This is a genomic window from Sphingomonas sp. Leaf198, from assembly GCF_001424005.1.
GTDB lineage: Bacteria > Pseudomonadota > Alphaproteobacteria > Sphingomonadales > Sphingomonadaceae > Sphingomonas.
Genome location: NZ_LMPX01000004.1, coordinates 14,081 through 31,755, shown reverse-complemented (window position 1 = coordinate 31,755; position 17,675 = coordinate 14,081). Strand labels below are relative to the sequence as shown.

Sequence of the window (17,675 nt, the reverse complement as noted above, 5' to 3'; positions counted from 1 at the left end):
GCATCGCCGCAGTTACCGTCGCGGGGGCCGCTATACGGGCGGCCGCAAGCACCCCGTCATCCTGACGAAAGTCAGGATCCAGGGTTACGGCGCGTGGTCCCTTGTGGCTCTGGATCCTGACTTTCGTCAGGATGACGGAGGAGTGGGGCCGGGCCATCGTGGCAAAGCGCATGCCGGTCTGCATCAGAACGTCACCCCGACGCGCGCGCTGACCGTCTGCCCGCTGTCGTTGCCGACATAATCGCCGGCGCGGTTGTCGGTGTTCCACTGGATCGCGTTCACCTGGAAGCGGGTAAAGCTGTTGAGGTACCAGTTGACCCCGACGGTCGCCGCCCAGCCGTCGCCGCCGGTCAGCAGATTGTCGAAATCGAGGCTTTCGTAGCGCGCGGTGAGTTCGATCGCGCCGACCCCGCCGTCGAACGTGGGCTTCAACACCTTGGGCTGGCCGAAGCTGCCGAGCCGCGGGTTGTACGGCGGCAGGTCACCGGTCAGGAACAGACCGGCCGAGACGCTCCACGCCTTGCTGACGAAATCGGGACGCCCGCCGTCGAGCCGCGCGTTGCGGCGGCCGGCTTCGCCCATCACCCACAACGGCCCGCGATAGCCGCCGAGCTCGACGCCGTAGCCGGTCGTGCCGGTGCCGCCGATCAGCGGCCCGGTCGACACGCGCAGCGCGCCGTTGAAGCGACCGCCGATCACCGTGTTGCGAGTCAGCGTGCCCGCGACCGATGATAGCGACTCGTCGAAGCCCCATGCGCCGATATGCAATACGCCGGTATCGGACTTGATCGGGTTCCAGTGCGCGCGGCCGAGCACCGTGCGGCTGTCGCCGACGGTCTGCGTCCCGTCGATCCGGTCGCCGGTGATCGTCACTGAGGCGTGGCCGGTTTTCCAGAAGATGCGCGGCATCACGCCGATGCCGTAAAAGCCGCGCTGCGGGATGATCGCGGTGGCGACCGTGGTGCGTTCGAGGAACGGGGTCGAGTCCGAGCCGGTCGAGCCTTCGAAGCCGCGATCGTTGAACAGGTGACCGGCGCGAACGTCATAGTCGAGACCGGGCTTGATCTTGTTGCGCCAGCCGACGAACGCGGTGACGACGTCGACCTCGTTCTCCGAAAAGTCGCTCTCGAACTGGTAGAAGAAGTGCGTGCCGACGCCGCCTTCGAGACCGAGGCGCAGCGCGCGCATGCCCGTCGTGGTGATGTTGCGGCCGTCGTACTTCGAGCCGAAGCTCGAGCTGACGTCGGTCAGGATGCGGCCGCGCGGCTTGAACGTGTAGACGCCGTCCGCCGAGTGGAAGACGGGCAGGCCTGCGCCCCATTCGGTGGTCACGCCCGACGGATTGTCGCGTGCGGCGACTGCCTGCGCGACGCTGCGATCGGCCGGGCCCGGAGGCGCGAGCTGCGGCGCGAACGGCACCGTGCGGCGCGGCTCGGTGTTCTGCGCCATCGCCTGTGGAGGCGCGACCGCCTGTGGCGGAGCGACCGGAGGGGCGGTTTGCGCAACGGCGGCGGCATTCTCCAGCCGATCGAGCCGCGACTTCAACGCAGCGATCTCGGCGGCCTGCGCGCGCACCAGCGCGCCGAGGTCGGCGTCGCTCGGAGCCTGGGCCAGCGCCGGCGTTGCGGCGATCAGCGCGAGTGCGGCGCACCCGGTACGGAAGAGAGTCATTGTTGAGCTCCGGTGGCGAGAATCGCGGTCCAGTCGCGCAGGAAACGCTGGCGCTTGACGCGGTCGAGGTTGACGAGAAGTTGTGGGCCCACGCGGATCGGTCGCGCCTGGCTCGAGGGAAGACGGCGGGCGGAAACGTCGGTGCGGACCGGCCACAGGCTGCGTTTCGCGAGCAGCGACTGGCCCTCGCGCGACAGCAGGAAATCGAGGAACAGTTTCGCCGCCGCGGGGTGCGCGGCCTCGCGCGCGATGAACGCGATCCGCGAGGTGACGATCGTGTAGTCCTGGAGGAACGCGACACCGATGCGGGGATCGGTCCGCGCCCGTTCCACCGCGTAAGAGCCGATGACGTTGTACGCGATCGCCTGCCGCCCCTCGGCGACGCCGCGCAGCATCGGCTCGCTGGTGCGCGACAGCACGGGCTTTGTCGCGGCGATCGCCTCGAGCAACGACCGCGTGTCGCGCGTGATCGCGAGATCCTCCGACAGGTACAGATAGCCGACATTCGAGCGCGCCGGATCGAACGTGGTCACCCGGCCTGTCAGGGCGCGCGCATTCTTCCGCAGCCATGTCTCCAGCGCGGCGTGCGTGCGCGGCACCTGAGCGGGCGGCACGAGGCGCTTGTTGTAGACGATCCCGATCGGCTCCGCGGTGACGCCGAACCCCATGTTCTTCCACACCGACACGGGCGGCAGCGCGGGCTTTTCGGGGCTCGCATAGCCTTGCGCGAAGCCGTCGTTGATCAGCTTCACCTGGAGATCCATCGCCGACGACCAGACGAGATCGGCTGACATCTTTTTCGCGCGCGTCTCGGTGACGAAGCGGCGGTACATTTCGGTCGAGCCGATGTCCGCGTACAGCACGGTGATGCCCGGATACCGCTTCCGGAACGCGGCGACGACCGGCAGCAGTTCGGCGCGATCGGCATTGCCGTAGATCCGCACCTGCCGCTCGGCACGCGCGTCGGAAATCAGCTGGTCGTAGGAGCGCGGATAATTGGCAGGGCGCTGCGCCACGGCCGTCGCGGCAAGCGCCGACAGCCCGGTCAGTATCGCGATCTTCAATAAAATGCGTGCCATCATCACTCTCCTCGCCTTCCGTCTCTGTGTTCGGATAGACTGCAACGGTGGAGTACGAAGCGAACCTGTCACCAACCTTTCACGCCGATCGGGCGCAGGACGAGCCGTTGTGCGCATCCTGCTGATCGAGGACGACGCGGCCCTCGCGCGCAGTATCGCGGCATTGTTGCGCGCCGGCGGCAACGCGGTCGATCACGTCGCGACCGGTGAGGAGGCGCTGTCGGTGGTCGCCGGCGAGCCCTACGCGCTGGTGATCCTCGATGTCGGACTGCCCGGGATCGACGGCTTCTCGGTGCTCGAAACGCTGCGCCGTCGCGGCGAGCGGGTGCCGGTGCTGATGCTGACCGCACGCGATGCGCTCGATGACCGTGTGCGCGGGCTCGACCTCGGCGCCGACGATTACCTGCGCAAACCGTTCGAGCCCGAGGAACTGGAGGCGCGGGTGCGGGCGCTGGGGCGGCGGCGAGGCGGCGATCCGCTGCCGGTGCTGAGCGTCGGTACGCTAACGATTAACCGCTCGACTGGTGACGCGGACATCGCCGGTCGTGCGCTCGACCTGCGCCGGCGCGAGCGTGCGGTTCTGGAGGCGCTCGCTACCCGAGCCGGCCGGGTCGTCCCCCGCGCGTTGCTGATCGGCGAGGTGTTCGGGTTCGACGAGCCGGTCGGCGACAACGCGATCGAGGTCCACGTCACCCGCCTGAGGACCAAGCTCGCGCCCGACGGCCCCGGCATCCGCACCGTCCGCGGCGTCGGCTACATGCTCGATGCCGGCTGAGACGCGGACTCCTGCGCTACGCACCCGCCTGCTGGTCGCGGTGCTCGGGCCGTTGCTGGCGGCGGCGGTCCTGATCGGCGTGGTCGGTGCGACGCTGATCGCCGACGTCGTCCGCCGCACGAATGACCGCGTGCTCGGTGGTGCGCTCGGCGCGATCGCCGAGACGGTGCAGGTCGAACGCGGCGAGGTGACGCTCGACCTGCCGTCCGCCGCGTTCGGGATGCTGGAGAATACCGAACGCGACAACGTCTATTACCGCGTCGCCGTCGGGCCGGACCTGCTCACCGGCTACGCGGATATGCCAGCGCCCGATCCCGCCACGCTCTCGATCGACGTCCCGCGTTACCGCTTCGCGCGCTACCGCGGCCAGCCGATCCGCATAGCCGAAGTCCGCCGCTCGCTCCCCCGGATCGACAAGCCCGTGATCGTCCAGATCGCCGAGACGCTCGACAATCGCGGTGCGCTGACCCGGCGGCTGATGCTCGCGCTGCTGATCGGCGAATGCGTCCTCGTCGGCGCCGCCGCGCTGTTGCTGCGACCCGCGCTAGGCTGGAGCCTTCGTCCGCTCGCCCGGCTGCGCGGAGCGATCGAGGCGCGCGACGAGCGGGCGCGCCCCGATTTCTCACCGCTCGACACGGGTCCCCTGCCGCGCGAACTCCGCCCGCTCGCCGGCGCGTTCGACCGTCTCCTGGCGCAGCTCGACACCGCCACCGTCGGCGTCCGCCGCTTCACCGCCGACGCCTCGCACCAGATGCGCACGCCGTTGTCGGTGCTGAAAGTCCAGGTCGCGCTCGCCCGCCGCGGCTCCGATGCCGAACGCCGCGAGGCGCTCGACGAGATCGCCGACGCCGTTACGCGACTCGAACGCCTGGTCACGCAGCTTCTCGCGCTCGCCCGGGCCGAGGAGGCCGGCGTGTCCGCGCCGCTCGAGGCGGTCGACCTGCACGAGGTCGCCGCCGCGGTCATCACCCGCCGGATCAATCAGGCGATCGAGGCGGGAGTCGACCTGACGCTCGATAGCGAAGACGACGCGCGTCACATCGTCTCGGGCCACCGCACGCTGATCTTCGAGATCCTCTCGAACCTGATCGACAACGGCATCCGCTACAACGCGGTCGGCGGCACGGTCTCGGTCAAGCTGGTAACGTCCGCCTCGGACACCGCGGTCGTCGTCGCGGACGACGGCCCCGGTATTCCGCCCGCCTGCCGCGACACGGTGTTCGACCGGTTCGTGCGCCTCGGCGGCGTCGCGAGCCCTGAGGGGAGTGGGCTCGGCCTCGCCATCGTCCGCTCCGCCGCAGCCCGGCTGAACGCGACGATCGGCTTCGGCGATGCCGCGCGCGGCACCACGCTCATCCTGCGCTTCCCGCGCGTGCCGTCAGAGTGAGACGCCGTACAGCGCGTGGTGCGCGAGGATGAAGAGCGTGCGGCCATCGGCGCCGCCGATCACGAGCTGGAGCGGCCGTTCCGGAACATCGATCCGCCGCAGCAGCGTGCCGGCGGGGTTGTAGACGAACACCTGCCCGTTCGCGACGTAGAGATTGCCGGCGGCATCGTGCGCGACGCTCTCGCCGCCACGATCGGCGACGATCTTGAGATCGGTGACGCGACCCTGATCGCCGACGAGGCCCGAATAGGTGCGCCCTTCGGAGGCGTTGGCGAGCACGACGCGCTCGCCGGGCTTGGCGGCAACGAAGCCGTTCGCGTCGAGCGTGTCCGACCAGCGCCAGCCCTGATGATCGTCCGGCCCCTGGTTCCACACGCGAAACGCGGGCAGCGCCAGCGAGCCGTCGGGCGAAACATATTCCTGCGGCTTGGCCTCGCCCATCTTGGTCGTGAAGAAGTCCGTCATGGTCGGGAACCGGTAGGTCGTCGGATCGATCCGGTCGGCAAACTCGCCGTTCGCCCAGACGTTGACGGGCAGTACCGTCGCGGCGTCGCGGCGCGCACGGACCGCGGTCGGTGGGATCACCTTAACCTCCGCGGGCTTGGCCGGATCGATACTGTACACGGTGCCGTCGCGACCCGCGGACGACAGCACGAGCAGGTCGCCCGAACGATCCACCGCCAGATTGACCGCATCGAGCGGCGCCTCAGCGACGATCGACAGGCCCTCGGCCTTCGACCAGCTATGGATCCGCTGGAACTGGCGATCGATGAAGTACAGCTTGCCCTTTGCATCGACCGCCCCGCCGGCGATCGAATAGAAGCCGTCCGCAAGCTTCTCGACGCCCGGTGATACCGGCACCGCCGAGGCCGCCGCGGCGACGGTCGGCGCAGGCGGAACGTCGAGCTTGGCGAATTCGAGTTCGCGGACCTCCTGCTGGCGGGTCATGTCCTTGATGGCGTTCTCGAACGGGAATTTGCTCGCGCGCAGATACGTGCCGCAACCCTTCGCATCGCAGCTCGCGAACCCGCTCTCGGCGTTCACATGGACGTTGCGAAAGCGGATATCGCCCGAATTGTAGAGCTTTACCGCCGCGTCCATCGGCTTGATCGAGCGCGTGACGCGGTAGCCGTGATAATTGGCGAACAGGATGTTGCGCGAGTTGCGGATCTCGGTCGAGATCGCGTTGACGCCGTCGCGCACCTCCTGCTCGGTCTGCGGCGCCAGGAACTCCCAGTTCTCGACATGATCGAGGACGATTTCCGCGCGATAGTGATGCTCGGCGGACAGCTCGTAGACATGGCCCGGCGTCTTGGTGTTCGAGACGTGGAACCCGGCAGAAGCGAGCGTGTTCGGCGACCACAAGGCGGCAAAGGTACCGCCGCCGCCATCGGTGACCCAGATGCTCGGATACTGGCCGTCGAAGCGCGCGCGCGGATCGCCGAAGCCGATCGGGCTGCCCTTGGTCAGCACGGTGCCGCCGCCGCCCTGGATCTTGACGTCGTTGACCATCGACGCCTCGCCCGCCTTCCACAGCAGCGCGGTCGCGCGCGGGTTCACGCCGCCGGTCCACAGACCGAGGCCGGAGACGATCGCGTTGCCGCCCTTCGCGCTTTGCAGCAGCGCCTTCGGCCCGCCGACGCCCCTATAGGCGGGCGTCTCGTCGGGCAGATAGAGATGCGTGAGGCTCGGATGCAGCGCGATCAGCACGCTGTCGGGCCGCAGCCTGATCGTGTCGGTGACGCGGTAGCGACCGACCGGGAGATACACCACGCGGTGCGTGTCGATCGCGCGCTGCAACGCGGCGGTGTCGTCGGTCGTGTCGTCGCCCTTGACGCCAAGATCGTGCGCGTTCGCCCAGTCGCGCACCGGCGGCAGCGCGGCGATCGCGGGCTTGCGTCGCTCGGGCAGGCGGGCGAGCGGCGCCATGACGATATCGGTCGCATAGGCACCGATCTGGCCGAGCCCGGCGAGCTTAAGGCCGTAGGAGAAATCGCCGACCCGGTAGCGTGTCCCTGCCCCGGCAACGGTCTTGCCGCTGTCGCGAAACCGCACGAACGTCGGCATGTTCGATGCCACCGCATTGTCGAACCCGATCTGCGTGAAGACGCTGTTCTCGTTCGACACGACGACGCCCGCCTTCGCGATGTTCTCGAAGCGGACGTCCTTGCCGTACAGCGAATCCGAATAGCCGCGATCGATCTCGATCCCGACCGGCGTATCGCGGATCGCGACGTTGACCAGAGTCAGGTCGACCTCGTGTTCACGGATCGCCGCGTCGCGCTGGCCCTGGAAGTCGGAGTCGATCAGCGTGAACTGCCAGGCCGGCGACGTCTTTTCGGACAGGATGCCATACCGGCCGCCGAAGAACTTCAGATCCTCGAACTCGTTGCCCGCCTGATAGACTCCGGCGAGGCCCGAGCCGATATGGAAGTCGACGTGGCGCAGATAGCCGTGCTGCGCGACGCGGAACCGCACCGCGACCGCCCCGGCATTGCCCGCGCCGATCCGGAAATCGACGTTCGACAATGCGGAATAGAAGGTGCTCGAGGTCGCGTCGAAGATCGCCGGGTCGAACGGCACGCTGGTGCGCGGCGGGACCGGCGCCTTGCCGACGCGGTACTGGTCCTCGCCGGTAAACGCGACCATCGCCGCGACGCCCGAAGCATAGCCCGCGCTGTTGTCGCCCAGCACGATCTCCGGGCGAGTCGAACCAACGCCGAAGATCCGGACGGCGGAGCGGACGAAGATCGTCCGGCTGATCCGGTATCGGCCGGATGGCAGGAACACGACTCCGCCATGCCCGCCAGCCGCGGCGGCATCGATCGCCTGCTGGAGCGCGACGCTGTCGTCGGCGCGACCATCGCCGACACCCTTGACGGTGATCGCGCGCGGATCAGCAGGGGCGGTCAGATAGACCGAGGTCGTTTTCGCCGATGCCGGCGTCGAAAGCAGTAGCACCGCGGCGCCAAGCAGCCATCTCGCGTCCATCGTCCGTCTCCCCGTAAATGCAGTGTGCCCGTCGATCGCTCGCGAGCCGAACGTTCAGGCGGCGTGCAACACCAGGCCGTGCGCGACGATCGCGACCTGAGTCCGGTTGCGGACGTTGAGCTTGCGCATCAGCGCGGTCATGTGCGCCTTCACGGTCGCCTCGGCGATGCCGAGGTCGTACGCGATCTGTTTGTTGAGCAGTCCGGAATGGACGCCGTGCAGCACCTTGATCTGGGTCGGCGTGAGCTGCGGCGATACCGGGATGGCTGGCAGCTGCCGGTGCTGCGAGACGGTCTGGGTGGTCCCTTGCATGGTCATCCTCCTCCTGTTTCGGCCCGTGGGTGCGATCCATTTGAATGGATTCGGTTGGACAGGTTTTCCGTATGCGCCCCGGATTTATCGGCAATCAAGCCTTTTCTGTTGGCGGCAGGCAAAAACCTGTCCTACAGCTAGAGCCATATCGGCAGGCGAGAAACGCCGCCGGATCGAGCGGGGAGCGATGATGAAGGCGCAAGCACCGGACCGTCAGCCAGAACGTCGCAACGCCCCTGCGATCGGCGCGGCGCGATGATCGGCGGCGACCTGCGGCTGGTGATCGCCGCGCTCTCCGGCATCCTGCTTGCCGTGCTGATGATCGTCAAAGGACGCCTGCACCCCTTCATCGGCCTGCTGTGCGGCGCGTTTACCGTCGGCCTGCTCGCCGGCCTGCCGCTGCCCGATGTGGCGAAAGCCGTGCAGAAGGGCGTCGGCGATATCATCGGCGGCACCGGGCTCGTCGTTGCGCTCGGCCTGTCGCTCGGCGCGATGCTGCATCTGTCGGGCGCCGCGGCGTCGCTGGCGAAGGGCGCGCTGAGACTAACCGGCGTGCGCGCCGCACCCTGGGCGACGCTGGGGATCGCGATCGTCGTCGGCCTGCCGTTGTTCTTCGAAACCGGACTCGTGCTGCTGTTGCCGATCGTTGTCGCCGCGGCGGAGGAAATGACCGGCAAGGACGGCGCAGCGCGCGATGCCGCCAAGCTGCGGCTGATCATGCCCGCGCTCGCCGGATTGGGCGTGGTCCATGCACTGGTGCCGCCGCATCCGGGGCCTTTGCTCGCTGTCGAGGCGCTCGGTGCCAATCTCGGCCGGACGATGCTGTACGGTATCCTGATCGCGATCCCGACTGCGGTCATCGCCGGGCCGTTGCTGGCGAAGTTCACGACGCGGGGCGTGCGGCTGGTATCGCCGGTGCTGCGCGAGACCGGGCTCGCGATCGCGCCGCCCCCCCGCGCGCTGTCGCTTCTGATCGTGCTGCTGCCGGTGCTGATGATCGCGACCGGCGAGCTGGGCCAGATGGTGCAGACGTGGAAGGGCGCGGCCTGGCTGGTCGCCGCGAGCAACCCGGTGGTCGCGCTATTGCTGACCAACCTGATCGCGCTGCCGCTGCTGTTCGGCCGGCGGTTGCGCGAGGTCGCGATCCAGGATGCGGTGTGGCACGAGACGATGGGCGCGGCGGGCGCGATCCTGCTCGCGATCGGTGCGGGGGGGGCGTTGAAGCAGGTGCTGGTGACAGCGGGGCTTTCGGACCTGCTCGCGCGGACCGTGCTGATGTATTCGATCTCGCCGCTGCTGCTCGGCTGGCTGGTCGCGGTGGCGATCCGACTCGCGGCAGGCTCGGCGACCGTCGCGACGATCACCGCGGTCGGGATCATGCCCGGCGTGGTCGCGAGTTCGGGCGTGTCGCCGGAACTGGTCGTGCTGGCGATCGGCGCGGGCTCGGTGTTCTTCAGCCACGTCAACGATCCGGGGTTCTGGCTGGTGAAAAGCTATGTCGGCACCAGTACCGCCGACACATTCCGGACCTGGTCGCTGCTCGAAACCGCGATCTCGGTGGTCGGCCTCGTCCTCGTGATGGCGCTCAGCTATGTCGTCTGACCTACCACCCTCGACCGAAGGCCGGCTGGCGGATCGCGCCTATACCGGCATCGTCCGGATCATCACCGAAGACGATCTGGCGATCGGTGACCGCCTGCCGTCGGAGGCCAAGCTCGCGGCGACGTTCGGGATGTCGCGCACGATCGTGCGCGAGGCGCTGGCGCGGCTCGCCTCGGACGGCATTACCCAGGCGCGGCTCGGTGCGGGGTCGTTCGTCAAGCGTCGGCCGTCCGCGCGGCTCGGCACGCACATGCCGATGGATGCGCTCGCGACGACGCTCGGCACCTATGAAGTCCGCTTCGTGCTGGAGGCGGAGGCGGCGCGCCTCGCGGCGCAGCGCCGCTCCGATCGCCAGCTCGACGCGATCGAGCACGCGCTGGAAGCGTTGCGGAGCGCGTTGCTGTCGAACGCATCGGCGCATGACGAGGACTGGCAGCTTCACCGCGCGATCGCTGAGGCGACCGGCAATGCCGCCTTCCTGCCGGTGTTCGATCATCTCCAGGACGAGGTGATGCGGATTCTGCGCGCAGGCGTCGATATCTCGCGCTTGCGGCCGCCCGAGGTGATCGGTGCGATGATGGAGGAGCATGATGCGATCGTCGAAGCCATCCGTGCGCAGGACGCGGACGGCGCAGCGCTGGCGATGCGCTGGCACCTGTCACAGGGTCGCAAGCGGCTGATGCCATGACCGCGCAATGTCGCGGGGGCTTAGCCTCGCGGAAATTGAGCGCTCAGCCAAGCGAGCGCGTCCTCGCTCAACCGCTCGGGCGTCAGCACGGCATCGAGCGTGATCGCGCGCTCGCCTGCCGATGGCCGTTCGAGCGTCGCAAGCTGGCTGTCGAGCAGGCTTGGCGGCATGTAATGACCGGTGCGGCCTGCGAGACGCCGGGCGATCTCGTCGGGCGCGGTGTCGAGCAGCACGAAGGCGAGCGGCACTGTGGAGGCTTGCGAGAGTCGCTCCCGGTAGCTGCGTTTCAGCGCGGAGCAGGCCGCCACCGCAATCCCATTCTGCGTCGCCCTGTCCTGTGCGGCCACGCCGATCGCGGCACCGAGCCGGTCGAGCCACGGCCAGCGATCGGCATCGTCGAGCGGATGGCCCGACTCCATCTTGGCGACGTTCGCCGCGGAATGGAAATCGTCGCCTTCGAGCAGCGGGCTGTGCAGGTGCCGCGCGAGCAGCGCGGCCAGAGTCGACTTGCCGCTGCCGCTCACACCCATCACGACGATTCCGTAGGGGGTCTGGGTGTTCACACGATCTGGCACCGGCGGTCGATATCCTTCGCAACGACCGAGTGGCCGGGTGTCGATACGCCGCTATCGATCAGATGTTCCGGATTGGCCATTACGACCTTTGTCGCAATCGTCGCGCGCGACGCGGCAGCCTATCGCTTTCCGTGCAGCGGGAAACGGCCCTCATCGAAGGACGCACAGTCATGACGGCCAGATTTACCGCCGGTTTCGCAGCCCCTCTCCTGGTGGGGCTGCTGGTCGGAGTGTCCGCCCCCGCGCTAGCCTCGACCTCGGTGTTCGCCACCGCGCCCGTCGATCCGCGCGCGATCACGGTCGCGGCGCGCGGCGACGGCGTCACCGACGACAGCGTGGCGATCCAGCGCGCGATCGATGTGGCCGCCGCCGCGTCGAAGAACACCGGCGCGGGCGGCATCGTCTTCCTGCCCGCTGGCCGCTACCGGATCACGCGCACGCTCTACATGCGGCCGGGCGTCCGCCTGTTCGGCGTCGGCAGGGCCCGCCCGGTGCTCCTGCTCGCGCCGTCGACCCCCGGGTTCCAGCGCGGCGTCGGCAGCATGGTCTTCTTCACCGGCACCCCGGCCGCAACTGCGGGATCACCGCCGGCACCGCCCGTCCCCGTCCCGCCGCCGACCAGCGTGCCGTTCGATCCGGGGATCGCCGATGCCAATTCGGGCACCTTCTACACGGCGCTGTCGAATGTCGACTTCGAGATCGGCGAGGGCAATCCCGCCGCGACCGCGGTCCGCTTCCACGCGGCGCAGCACGCCTATCTCAGCCATATCGACTTCCACCTGGGTTCGGCACTGGCAGGCGTCTACCAGGTCGGCAATCTGGCTCAGGACCTGAAGTTCTTCGGGGGCCGCTACGGGATCCTGACCGAGAAGACCTCGCCGGCATGGCAGTTCACCTTGCTCGATTCGGTGTTCGAGGGTCAGCGCGACGCGGCGATCCGCGAGCACGAGGCCGGGCTGACGCTGGTCAACACCGTGATCCGCAACGTCCCGGTCGGGATCGAGATCGATCGCGGCTATGGCGACTGGCTGTGGGGCAAGGACGTCCGGTTCGAAAACGTCGCCAAGGCCGGCATCGTCATCAGCAACGAGGGCAATGCCTATACGCAGATCGGCTTCGACAACGCGGTCGGGCAGAATACGCCGACGTTCGCGCGCTTTCGCGACAGCGGCCGCACGGTCGCCGGGCCAGCCGCACGCTACCGCGTCCGCGCGTTTACGTACGGTCTGACTCTTCCCGCGCTCGGCACCACGGGCAGCTTCGCGACACGAATGGACGCGACGCCACTGCCTAAAATCGACCGTCCGCGCGACGCCGCGATCCGTGCGCTGCCGCCTGTATCGGCGTGGACCAACGTCCGCGATCTCGGTGTGCGCGGCGACGATGCGACCGACGACACCGCCGCGCTCCAGCGGGCGATCGACGATCACCGCGTGCTGTACTTCCCGGCCGGATTCTACCGCGTCACCGACACGCTGAAACTGCGCGCGGACAGCGTGCTGATTGGCCTCCACCCGAGCCTGACGCAGATCGTCCTCGCCGAGAACAGCCCGGCGTATCGCGGCGTCGGCAGCCCCCGCGCGCTGATCGAAAGCGCGAAGGGCGGCGCCGCGATCGTCTCGGGGCTCGGGCTGTTCACCGGCGGCAGCAACCCGCGCGCGACCGCGCTGTTGTGGCGCGCAGGCGAACGCTCGCTGGTTGACGACGTGAAGTTCCAGGGCGGCCACGGTACCTTTGCCGCAGATGGCAGCCGCTTCGATCCCTACAACGCGACGCACACCGCCGACATCGATCCGGCCAAGCGCTGGGACGGGCAATATGCGAGCCTGTGGGTCACCGACGGCGGCGGCGGCACGTTCAACGGCGTGTGGACGCCCGACACCTATGCCGCCGCCGGGCTCCACGTCTCGAACACCAGCACGCCGGGCTATGTCTACCAGATGTCGGCCGAACATCATCGTCGTGCCGAGATCGTCCTCGACGGGGTGCGCAACTGGCAGTTCCTCGCGCCGCAGACCGAGGAGGAAGCGGGCGAAAGCCGCGCCACAGTCGCGCTTGAGGTGCGCAATTCGCGCGACATCCTGTTCGCCAATCTCCACGCCTACCGCGTCACGCGGTCGCTCGAACCGGCGCGCGCGGCAGTGACATTGTACGGCTCGACCGACATTCGTTTCCGCAACGTCCATGTGAACGCGGAGAGCGGCTTTTCGACCTGTGACGCGAACGGTTGCGGCACGTATCTGCGCGCGAGCAAATATCCGTACGAAAACGCGATCGTCGATGTCGCGCGCGGCACCGAGATGCGCGAGCGCGAGTTCGCGGTACTGGACGTGACCGATACGCCGGCCCCCGCCGCCCCTACCCCGCTCGCGTCCGTCAAGCAGGTCGCCGATGGCTTCTATTCACTCGGCGGCGGCGCGGTGGATGCTGCGGGGAAACTGTATTTCGTCGACCGCCAGTTCCAGCGCATTCATGGCTGGTCGGAAAAGGACGGCCTGTCGATCGTCGCCGATGCGCCGCTCGATCCCGTCAATTTGGCGATCGATCGGTCGGGTACGCTGATGGTGCTCTCGTCCGCAGGCCCGGCGGGCACGGTCTACGCGATCGACCCGGCGAAACCGCAGGACGTGCGCGTGATCGCGCCGACACCGGTCGCCGCGCGCGCCGGCGCCGCGATCGCACTGCCCGGCAGCGTCTGGAACAACGGCGAATTCCGCGATCAATATGACGCCGAGACCGACCATTTCACGACGCTGGCGGAGATGTTCGCGCGCGACGCGGCGCTCGCCAAGCCGCTGGAATATGTCTCGCCCGACAATAGCCTCGTACTGCCCGCCTATCGCGTCTGGCAGCAGGGGCCGGCGAACCATCTCGGCTGGCGGTTCTCCGATACGCTCGACACCTATGGCTTCGTCACAGGCCGGGTCGGCGCGCGCGTCCACATCGTCAACGGATCCGAGGACACGACCTATACCGGGCTGCTCGGCCGCGGCGGCGCGATCACCGACCTGAAGCGCTTCGCATCACGTGGCGGGGAGAGCGTCGCGACCGGTCCCGACGGCCGCGTCTACGTCGCCAACGGACAGGTGTTCGTCTACGCGGCGGACGGTCGCGAACACGGCCGTATCGACATCCCCGAACGCCCCCTGCAACTGCTGTTCGGCGGCGCCGACGGACGGACGCTCTACATCCTCACGCACCACGCGCTCTACACCGCCCGCCCCTGATCGCCCCTGACAGCCAAGCTCCCCGACCCGAATGAAATGCGACGATGGTCGTAGATGCCCGGCTGCACCGCATGCGGTAGAACGCCGCGACAATCGAGCTTTGGCCGAGCCGAACACGGCCGATGCGAAGTGCAACAAGGGGACGGATGATGGAATTGGTCACGCACGACCGGCGCTTGAGCAGAAGCCTGTTTGGTAGCGCTACTAGCATGGCGGTACTCGCGACGGCGCTGCTGTGCGCGCCGGCGATCGCGCAGACCGTCCCACCCGCCACCACTGCGGCCCCGGCCCCAACCGAGGCGCCCGCCGCCACGCCGCAGTCGCTACCCGCCGATGCTGCCGACGCCGAGCGGTCGCCCGCATCGGCCAGCGACATCGTCGTGACCGGCACGCGCATCACCTCGAGCGGGTTCAACGCCCCCACCCCGACGACGGTGATCGGCGAGGAGCAGATCCTCAAGAACGCGCAGCCGAACATCTTCACCACCGTGGCACAGCTGCCGTCGCTGCAGGGCTCGACCGGCGCCAGCACCGGTACCTTCAGCACGTCGAGCGGCTCGCAGGGCCTGAGTTCGTTCTCGCTCCGCGGGCTCGGCACGATCCGCACGCTGACGCTGCTCGACGGCCAGCGCGTGGTCGGCGCAAACGTCACCGGCGTGCCCGACATCAGCCAGTTTCCGCAGTTGCTGATCAAGCGCGTCGACATCGTCACCGGCGGGGCGTCCGCATCCTACGGCTCGGATGCGGTCGGTGGCGTGATCAACTTCATCACCGACACGCGCTTCACCGGGTTCAAGGGCAATATCCAGACCGGCGTCACCACCTATGGCGACGACGGCCAGGTGCTGGTCCAGGCGGCGGTCGGCAAGAGCTTTGCCGGCGACAAGCTCCACGTCATACTGAGCGGCGAATATTCGCACGAAGAGGGCGTCGGCCCCGGCAATTTCGGCGAAGACCTCGCCGGCAGCCGCGACTGGTACCGCGCGACCACGCTGGTCGACACCGGCATCCGCAACAACGGCTCGCCGCAGTTCCTCTACCGCGATCACGGCCAGGCCTATCAATACACCAAATACGGTCTGATCAGCGCCGGCCCGCTCCAGGGCACCGCGTTCGACGCCAACGGCCAGCCCTTCCAGTTCCAGTACGGCTCGAACGGCGTCCCCGCCAAGAATGCGGCCGGCACCGTCAACGGCTGTTATGTCGGGTTCTGCGTCGGCGGCGACCAGTCGGGGCATGTCGGATCGGGCACCTCGCTGCAATCGGGGCTGCAACGCCTCAACGGCTATACGCGGATCGGCTACGACTTCGCCCCCGACAACGAGGTGTATTTCACCGCCAACATCGCGCAGGTGAAATCCGACAACCAGCCCAACCCCGGCGCATCGAAGACCGGGCTGACGATCCAGTGCGCCAACCCGTATCTGCCCGCCTCGATCTCGGCCGCGTGCGCCGCTAACGGCATCACCAATTTCCAATACGGCCTGAGCAACGCGATCCTGCCCAACATCCACGTCAACACCGATCGGAGGCAGTACCGCTTCGTCGGCGGGGTGAAGGGCAAGGCGAGCATACTCGGGACCAGCTGGACCTATGACGCGTCGTACGAGCACGGCATCAACACCACCGACATCCGCGTCGACAACATCAGCCTGACCGGACGCTACAACCAGGCGATCAACGCGGTCCGGCTGAACGGCGAGATCGTCTGCGCCAATGCCGCCGCGCGCGCCGGCGGATGCCAGCCGATCAACATCTTCGGCGGCACCACGCCATCGGCGGCCGCGCTGGCCTATATCGTCCCCGCGAACGGGCCGTTCCAGCACACCAAGCAGACGCAGGACGCCGCCGCGGTCAGCATCTCGGGCGAGCCGCTGACGTTGTGGGCGGGGCCGCTCGCGGTCGCGGCAGGTGCCGAGTACCGCCGCGAATTCTACCGCGTGAACGCCGATCCCTACGGCGCGGGCGTGTCCGACCTCAGCCCGAATTCGACGCTGTATCCGTCCGATCCGTCGCTGCTGCCCGCCGGCAACAACTGGTATGCGGGCAATTACAAGAACGGCACCGGCAAGTACGACGTCGTCGAGAGCTTCCTCGAGCTGAACCTGCCGGTCCTCAATTCCGACACGCTGGGCCGCGCAAACGTCAATGCAGCCGGCCGCGCGACGCATTATTCGACGTCGGGCAACGTCTATGCGTGGAAGGTCGGCGGCACCTGGGAGACCCCGTTCGACGGCTTCCGCCTGCGCGCCGTCACCTCGCGCGATGTCCGCGCGCCGAACCTGTCCGAGCTGTTCGCCGCGCCGACGACGACGACCGTGCCGAACTTCACCGACCCTTTCCGCAACACGCAGGTGCTGATCATCCAGAACACGATCGGCAATTCGGCGCTGCGCCCCGAAATCGCGCGCAGCACCGAGGCCGGCATCGTTCTTGCCAAGCCGAAATGGGCGCCGGGGCTCAGCCTGTCGTTCGACTATTACACGATCAAGCTGAACGACGTCGTCTCGAGCCTGTCGGCGGCGCAGATCGTCAATCTCTGCTTCCAGGGCAATACGGAGACCTGCGGCAGCTTCAATCTGCAGAACACGGCGGGCCCGAATTTCGTCAACGTCCAGTCGTTCAACCTCGCCTCGATCAAGACCAACGGGTTCGATATCGAGGGCAGCTATCAGTGGCGCCGGCCGCTCGGCATCGCCGGCAACCTGACGGTGCGCGCGCTCGCCACGCACGTCATCAAGTTCGTCACCGATCCCGGTCTGCCCGGCACGATCCCGGTCGACAGTGCGGGCGCGAACTCGGGCGCGACCCCCAGCTGGAAATGGCTCGCGACGCAGAGCTACGATACCGATCAGTTCAGCCTGACGCTGCAGCAACGCTGGTTCAGCGACGGCGTGATCGGCAACCAGTACGTCGTCTGCTCGGCGGGGAACTGCCCGGTATCGACGGGCAACAACCCGACGATCGACTACAACAAGATGAAGGGCGCGTTCTACTTCGACATCGGCGGCGCGGTGAACGTCACCAAGCAGGTCAGCATGTTCTTCAAGGTCGACAATCTGTTCGATCATGATCCCGAGCCCTCGCCGCAGACCAACACCGGCCTCGACGTGAACCCGGCACTCTACGACACGCTCGGCCGCTTCTACCGCATCGGCGTCCGCGCACGCTTCTGACGGCCGGGTCCGCAGTCGGCGTACTCGGCGCCGACTGCGGACCCCTTTCAAGACGGGGAAATACCCAGGGATACCTCCAGCGGCGCGGCAAGGTTGGTCGCCTGCCGGCCGATCCCAAGACGACATGGTCGCGGCGGTTCGGGGAATGCAAGGGCAAGACCGTAATGCTGATCGCGGGCTATGGCGTAGCGT

The 17,675-nt window shown here is 67.8% G+C and carries 11 protein-coding genes; 6 read left to right on the top strand and 5 right to left on the bottom strand.

The window, feature by feature from the left end:
• Nucleotides 1-183: 183 nt before the first annotated feature.
• Both ASG20_RS15600 and ASG20_RS15595 read right to left on the bottom strand, forming a co-directional pair.
• Nucleotides 184-1,671 (bottom strand): OprO/OprP family phosphate-selective porin, encoded by a 1,488-nt coding sequence (locus tag ASG20_RS15600; RefSeq protein WP_056054921.1) that lies wholly within the window; start codon nucleotides 1,669-1,671, stop codon nucleotides 184-186.
• Complete coding sequence (locus tag ASG20_RS15595) at nucleotides 1,668-2,750, bottom strand: ABC transporter substrate-binding protein (protein WP_056055974.1); 1,083 nt, start codon at nucleotides 2,748-2,750, stop codon at nucleotides 1,668-1,670. The genes ASG20_RS15600 and ASG20_RS15595 overlap by 4 nt, the downstream gene beginning before the upstream one ends.
• Before the next feature lie 109 nt (nucleotides 2,751-2,859).
• Here ASG20_RS15595 and ASG20_RS15590 point away from each other — a divergent pair, with 109 nt between their 5' ends.
• On the top strand, nucleotides 2,860-3,525 hold the full coding sequence (locus ASG20_RS15590; RefSeq protein WP_200912584.1) for a response regulator transcription factor: 666 nt from the start codon (nucleotides 2,860-2,862) through the stop codon (nucleotides 3,523-3,525).
• Complete coding sequence (locus ASG20_RS15585; protein WP_056054918.1) at nucleotides 3,515-4,912, top strand: sensor histidine kinase; 1,398 nt, start codon at nucleotides 3,515-3,517, stop codon at nucleotides 4,910-4,912. The genes ASG20_RS15590 and ASG20_RS15585 overlap by 11 nt, the downstream gene beginning before the upstream one ends.
• Here the strand turns inward: ASG20_RS15585 and ASG20_RS15580 are convergent.
• Both ASG20_RS15580 and ASG20_RS15575 read right to left on the bottom strand, forming a co-directional pair.
• Nucleotides 4,904-7,903: a glycosyl hydrolase family 28-related protein gene (locus ASG20_RS15580; RefSeq protein ID WP_056054916.1), complete on the bottom strand. Its 3,000-nt coding sequence runs from the start codon at nucleotides 7,901-7,903 to the stop codon at nucleotides 4,904-4,906. The genes ASG20_RS15585 and ASG20_RS15580 overlap by 9 nt on opposite strands.
• A gap of 54 nt (nucleotides 7,904-7,957) precedes the next feature.
• Nucleotides 7,958-8,215 (bottom strand): helix-turn-helix domain-containing protein, encoded by a 258-nt coding sequence (locus ASG20_RS15575; RefSeq protein WP_056055970.1) that lies wholly within the window; start codon nucleotides 8,213-8,215, stop codon nucleotides 7,958-7,960.
• 255 nt (nucleotides 8,216-8,470) lie between these two features.
• Between ASG20_RS15575 and ASG20_RS15570 the strand changes: the two genes are divergently transcribed.
• Nucleotides 8,471-9,817 carry a GntP family permease gene (locus tag ASG20_RS15570; protein ID WP_056054912.1) on the top strand — a complete coding sequence of 449 codons (1,347 nt, stop codon included), beginning with the start codon at nucleotides 8,471-8,473 and terminating at the stop codon, nucleotides 9,815-9,817.
• Nucleotides 9,807-10,505 (top strand): FadR/GntR family transcriptional regulator, encoded by a 699-nt coding sequence (locus tag ASG20_RS15565; protein WP_056054909.1) that lies wholly within the window; start codon nucleotides 9,807-9,809, stop codon nucleotides 10,503-10,505. Before ASG20_RS15570 ends, ASG20_RS15565 begins: the two co-directional genes overlap by 11 nt.
• A gap of 20 nt (nucleotides 10,506-10,525) precedes the next feature.
• Here ASG20_RS15565 and ASG20_RS15560 read toward each other — a convergent pair whose 3' ends face one another.
• Complete coding sequence (locus tag ASG20_RS15560; protein WP_056055968.1) at nucleotides 10,526-11,035, bottom strand: gluconokinase; 510 nt, start codon at nucleotides 11,033-11,035, stop codon at nucleotides 10,526-10,528.
• Between the two features lie 215 nt (nucleotides 11,036-11,250).
• Here ASG20_RS15560 and ASG20_RS15555 point away from each other — a divergent pair, with 215 nt between their 5' ends.
• The gene (locus tag ASG20_RS15555) at nucleotides 11,251-14,307 is read left to right on the top strand and encodes a glycosyl hydrolase family 28-related protein (protein ID WP_056054905.1); all 3,057 of its coding nucleotides are present in this window, start codon (nucleotides 11,251-11,253) and stop codon (nucleotides 14,305-14,307) included.
• A gap of 209 nt (nucleotides 14,308-14,516) precedes the next feature.
• Nucleotides 14,517-17,483 carry a TonB-dependent receptor plug domain-containing protein gene (locus ASG20_RS15550; RefSeq protein ID WP_156364386.1) on the top strand — a complete coding sequence of 989 codons (2,967 nt, stop codon included), beginning with the start codon at nucleotides 14,517-14,519 and terminating at the stop codon, nucleotides 17,481-17,483.
• The last annotated feature ends 192 nt before the right edge of the window (nucleotides 17,484-17,675 follow it).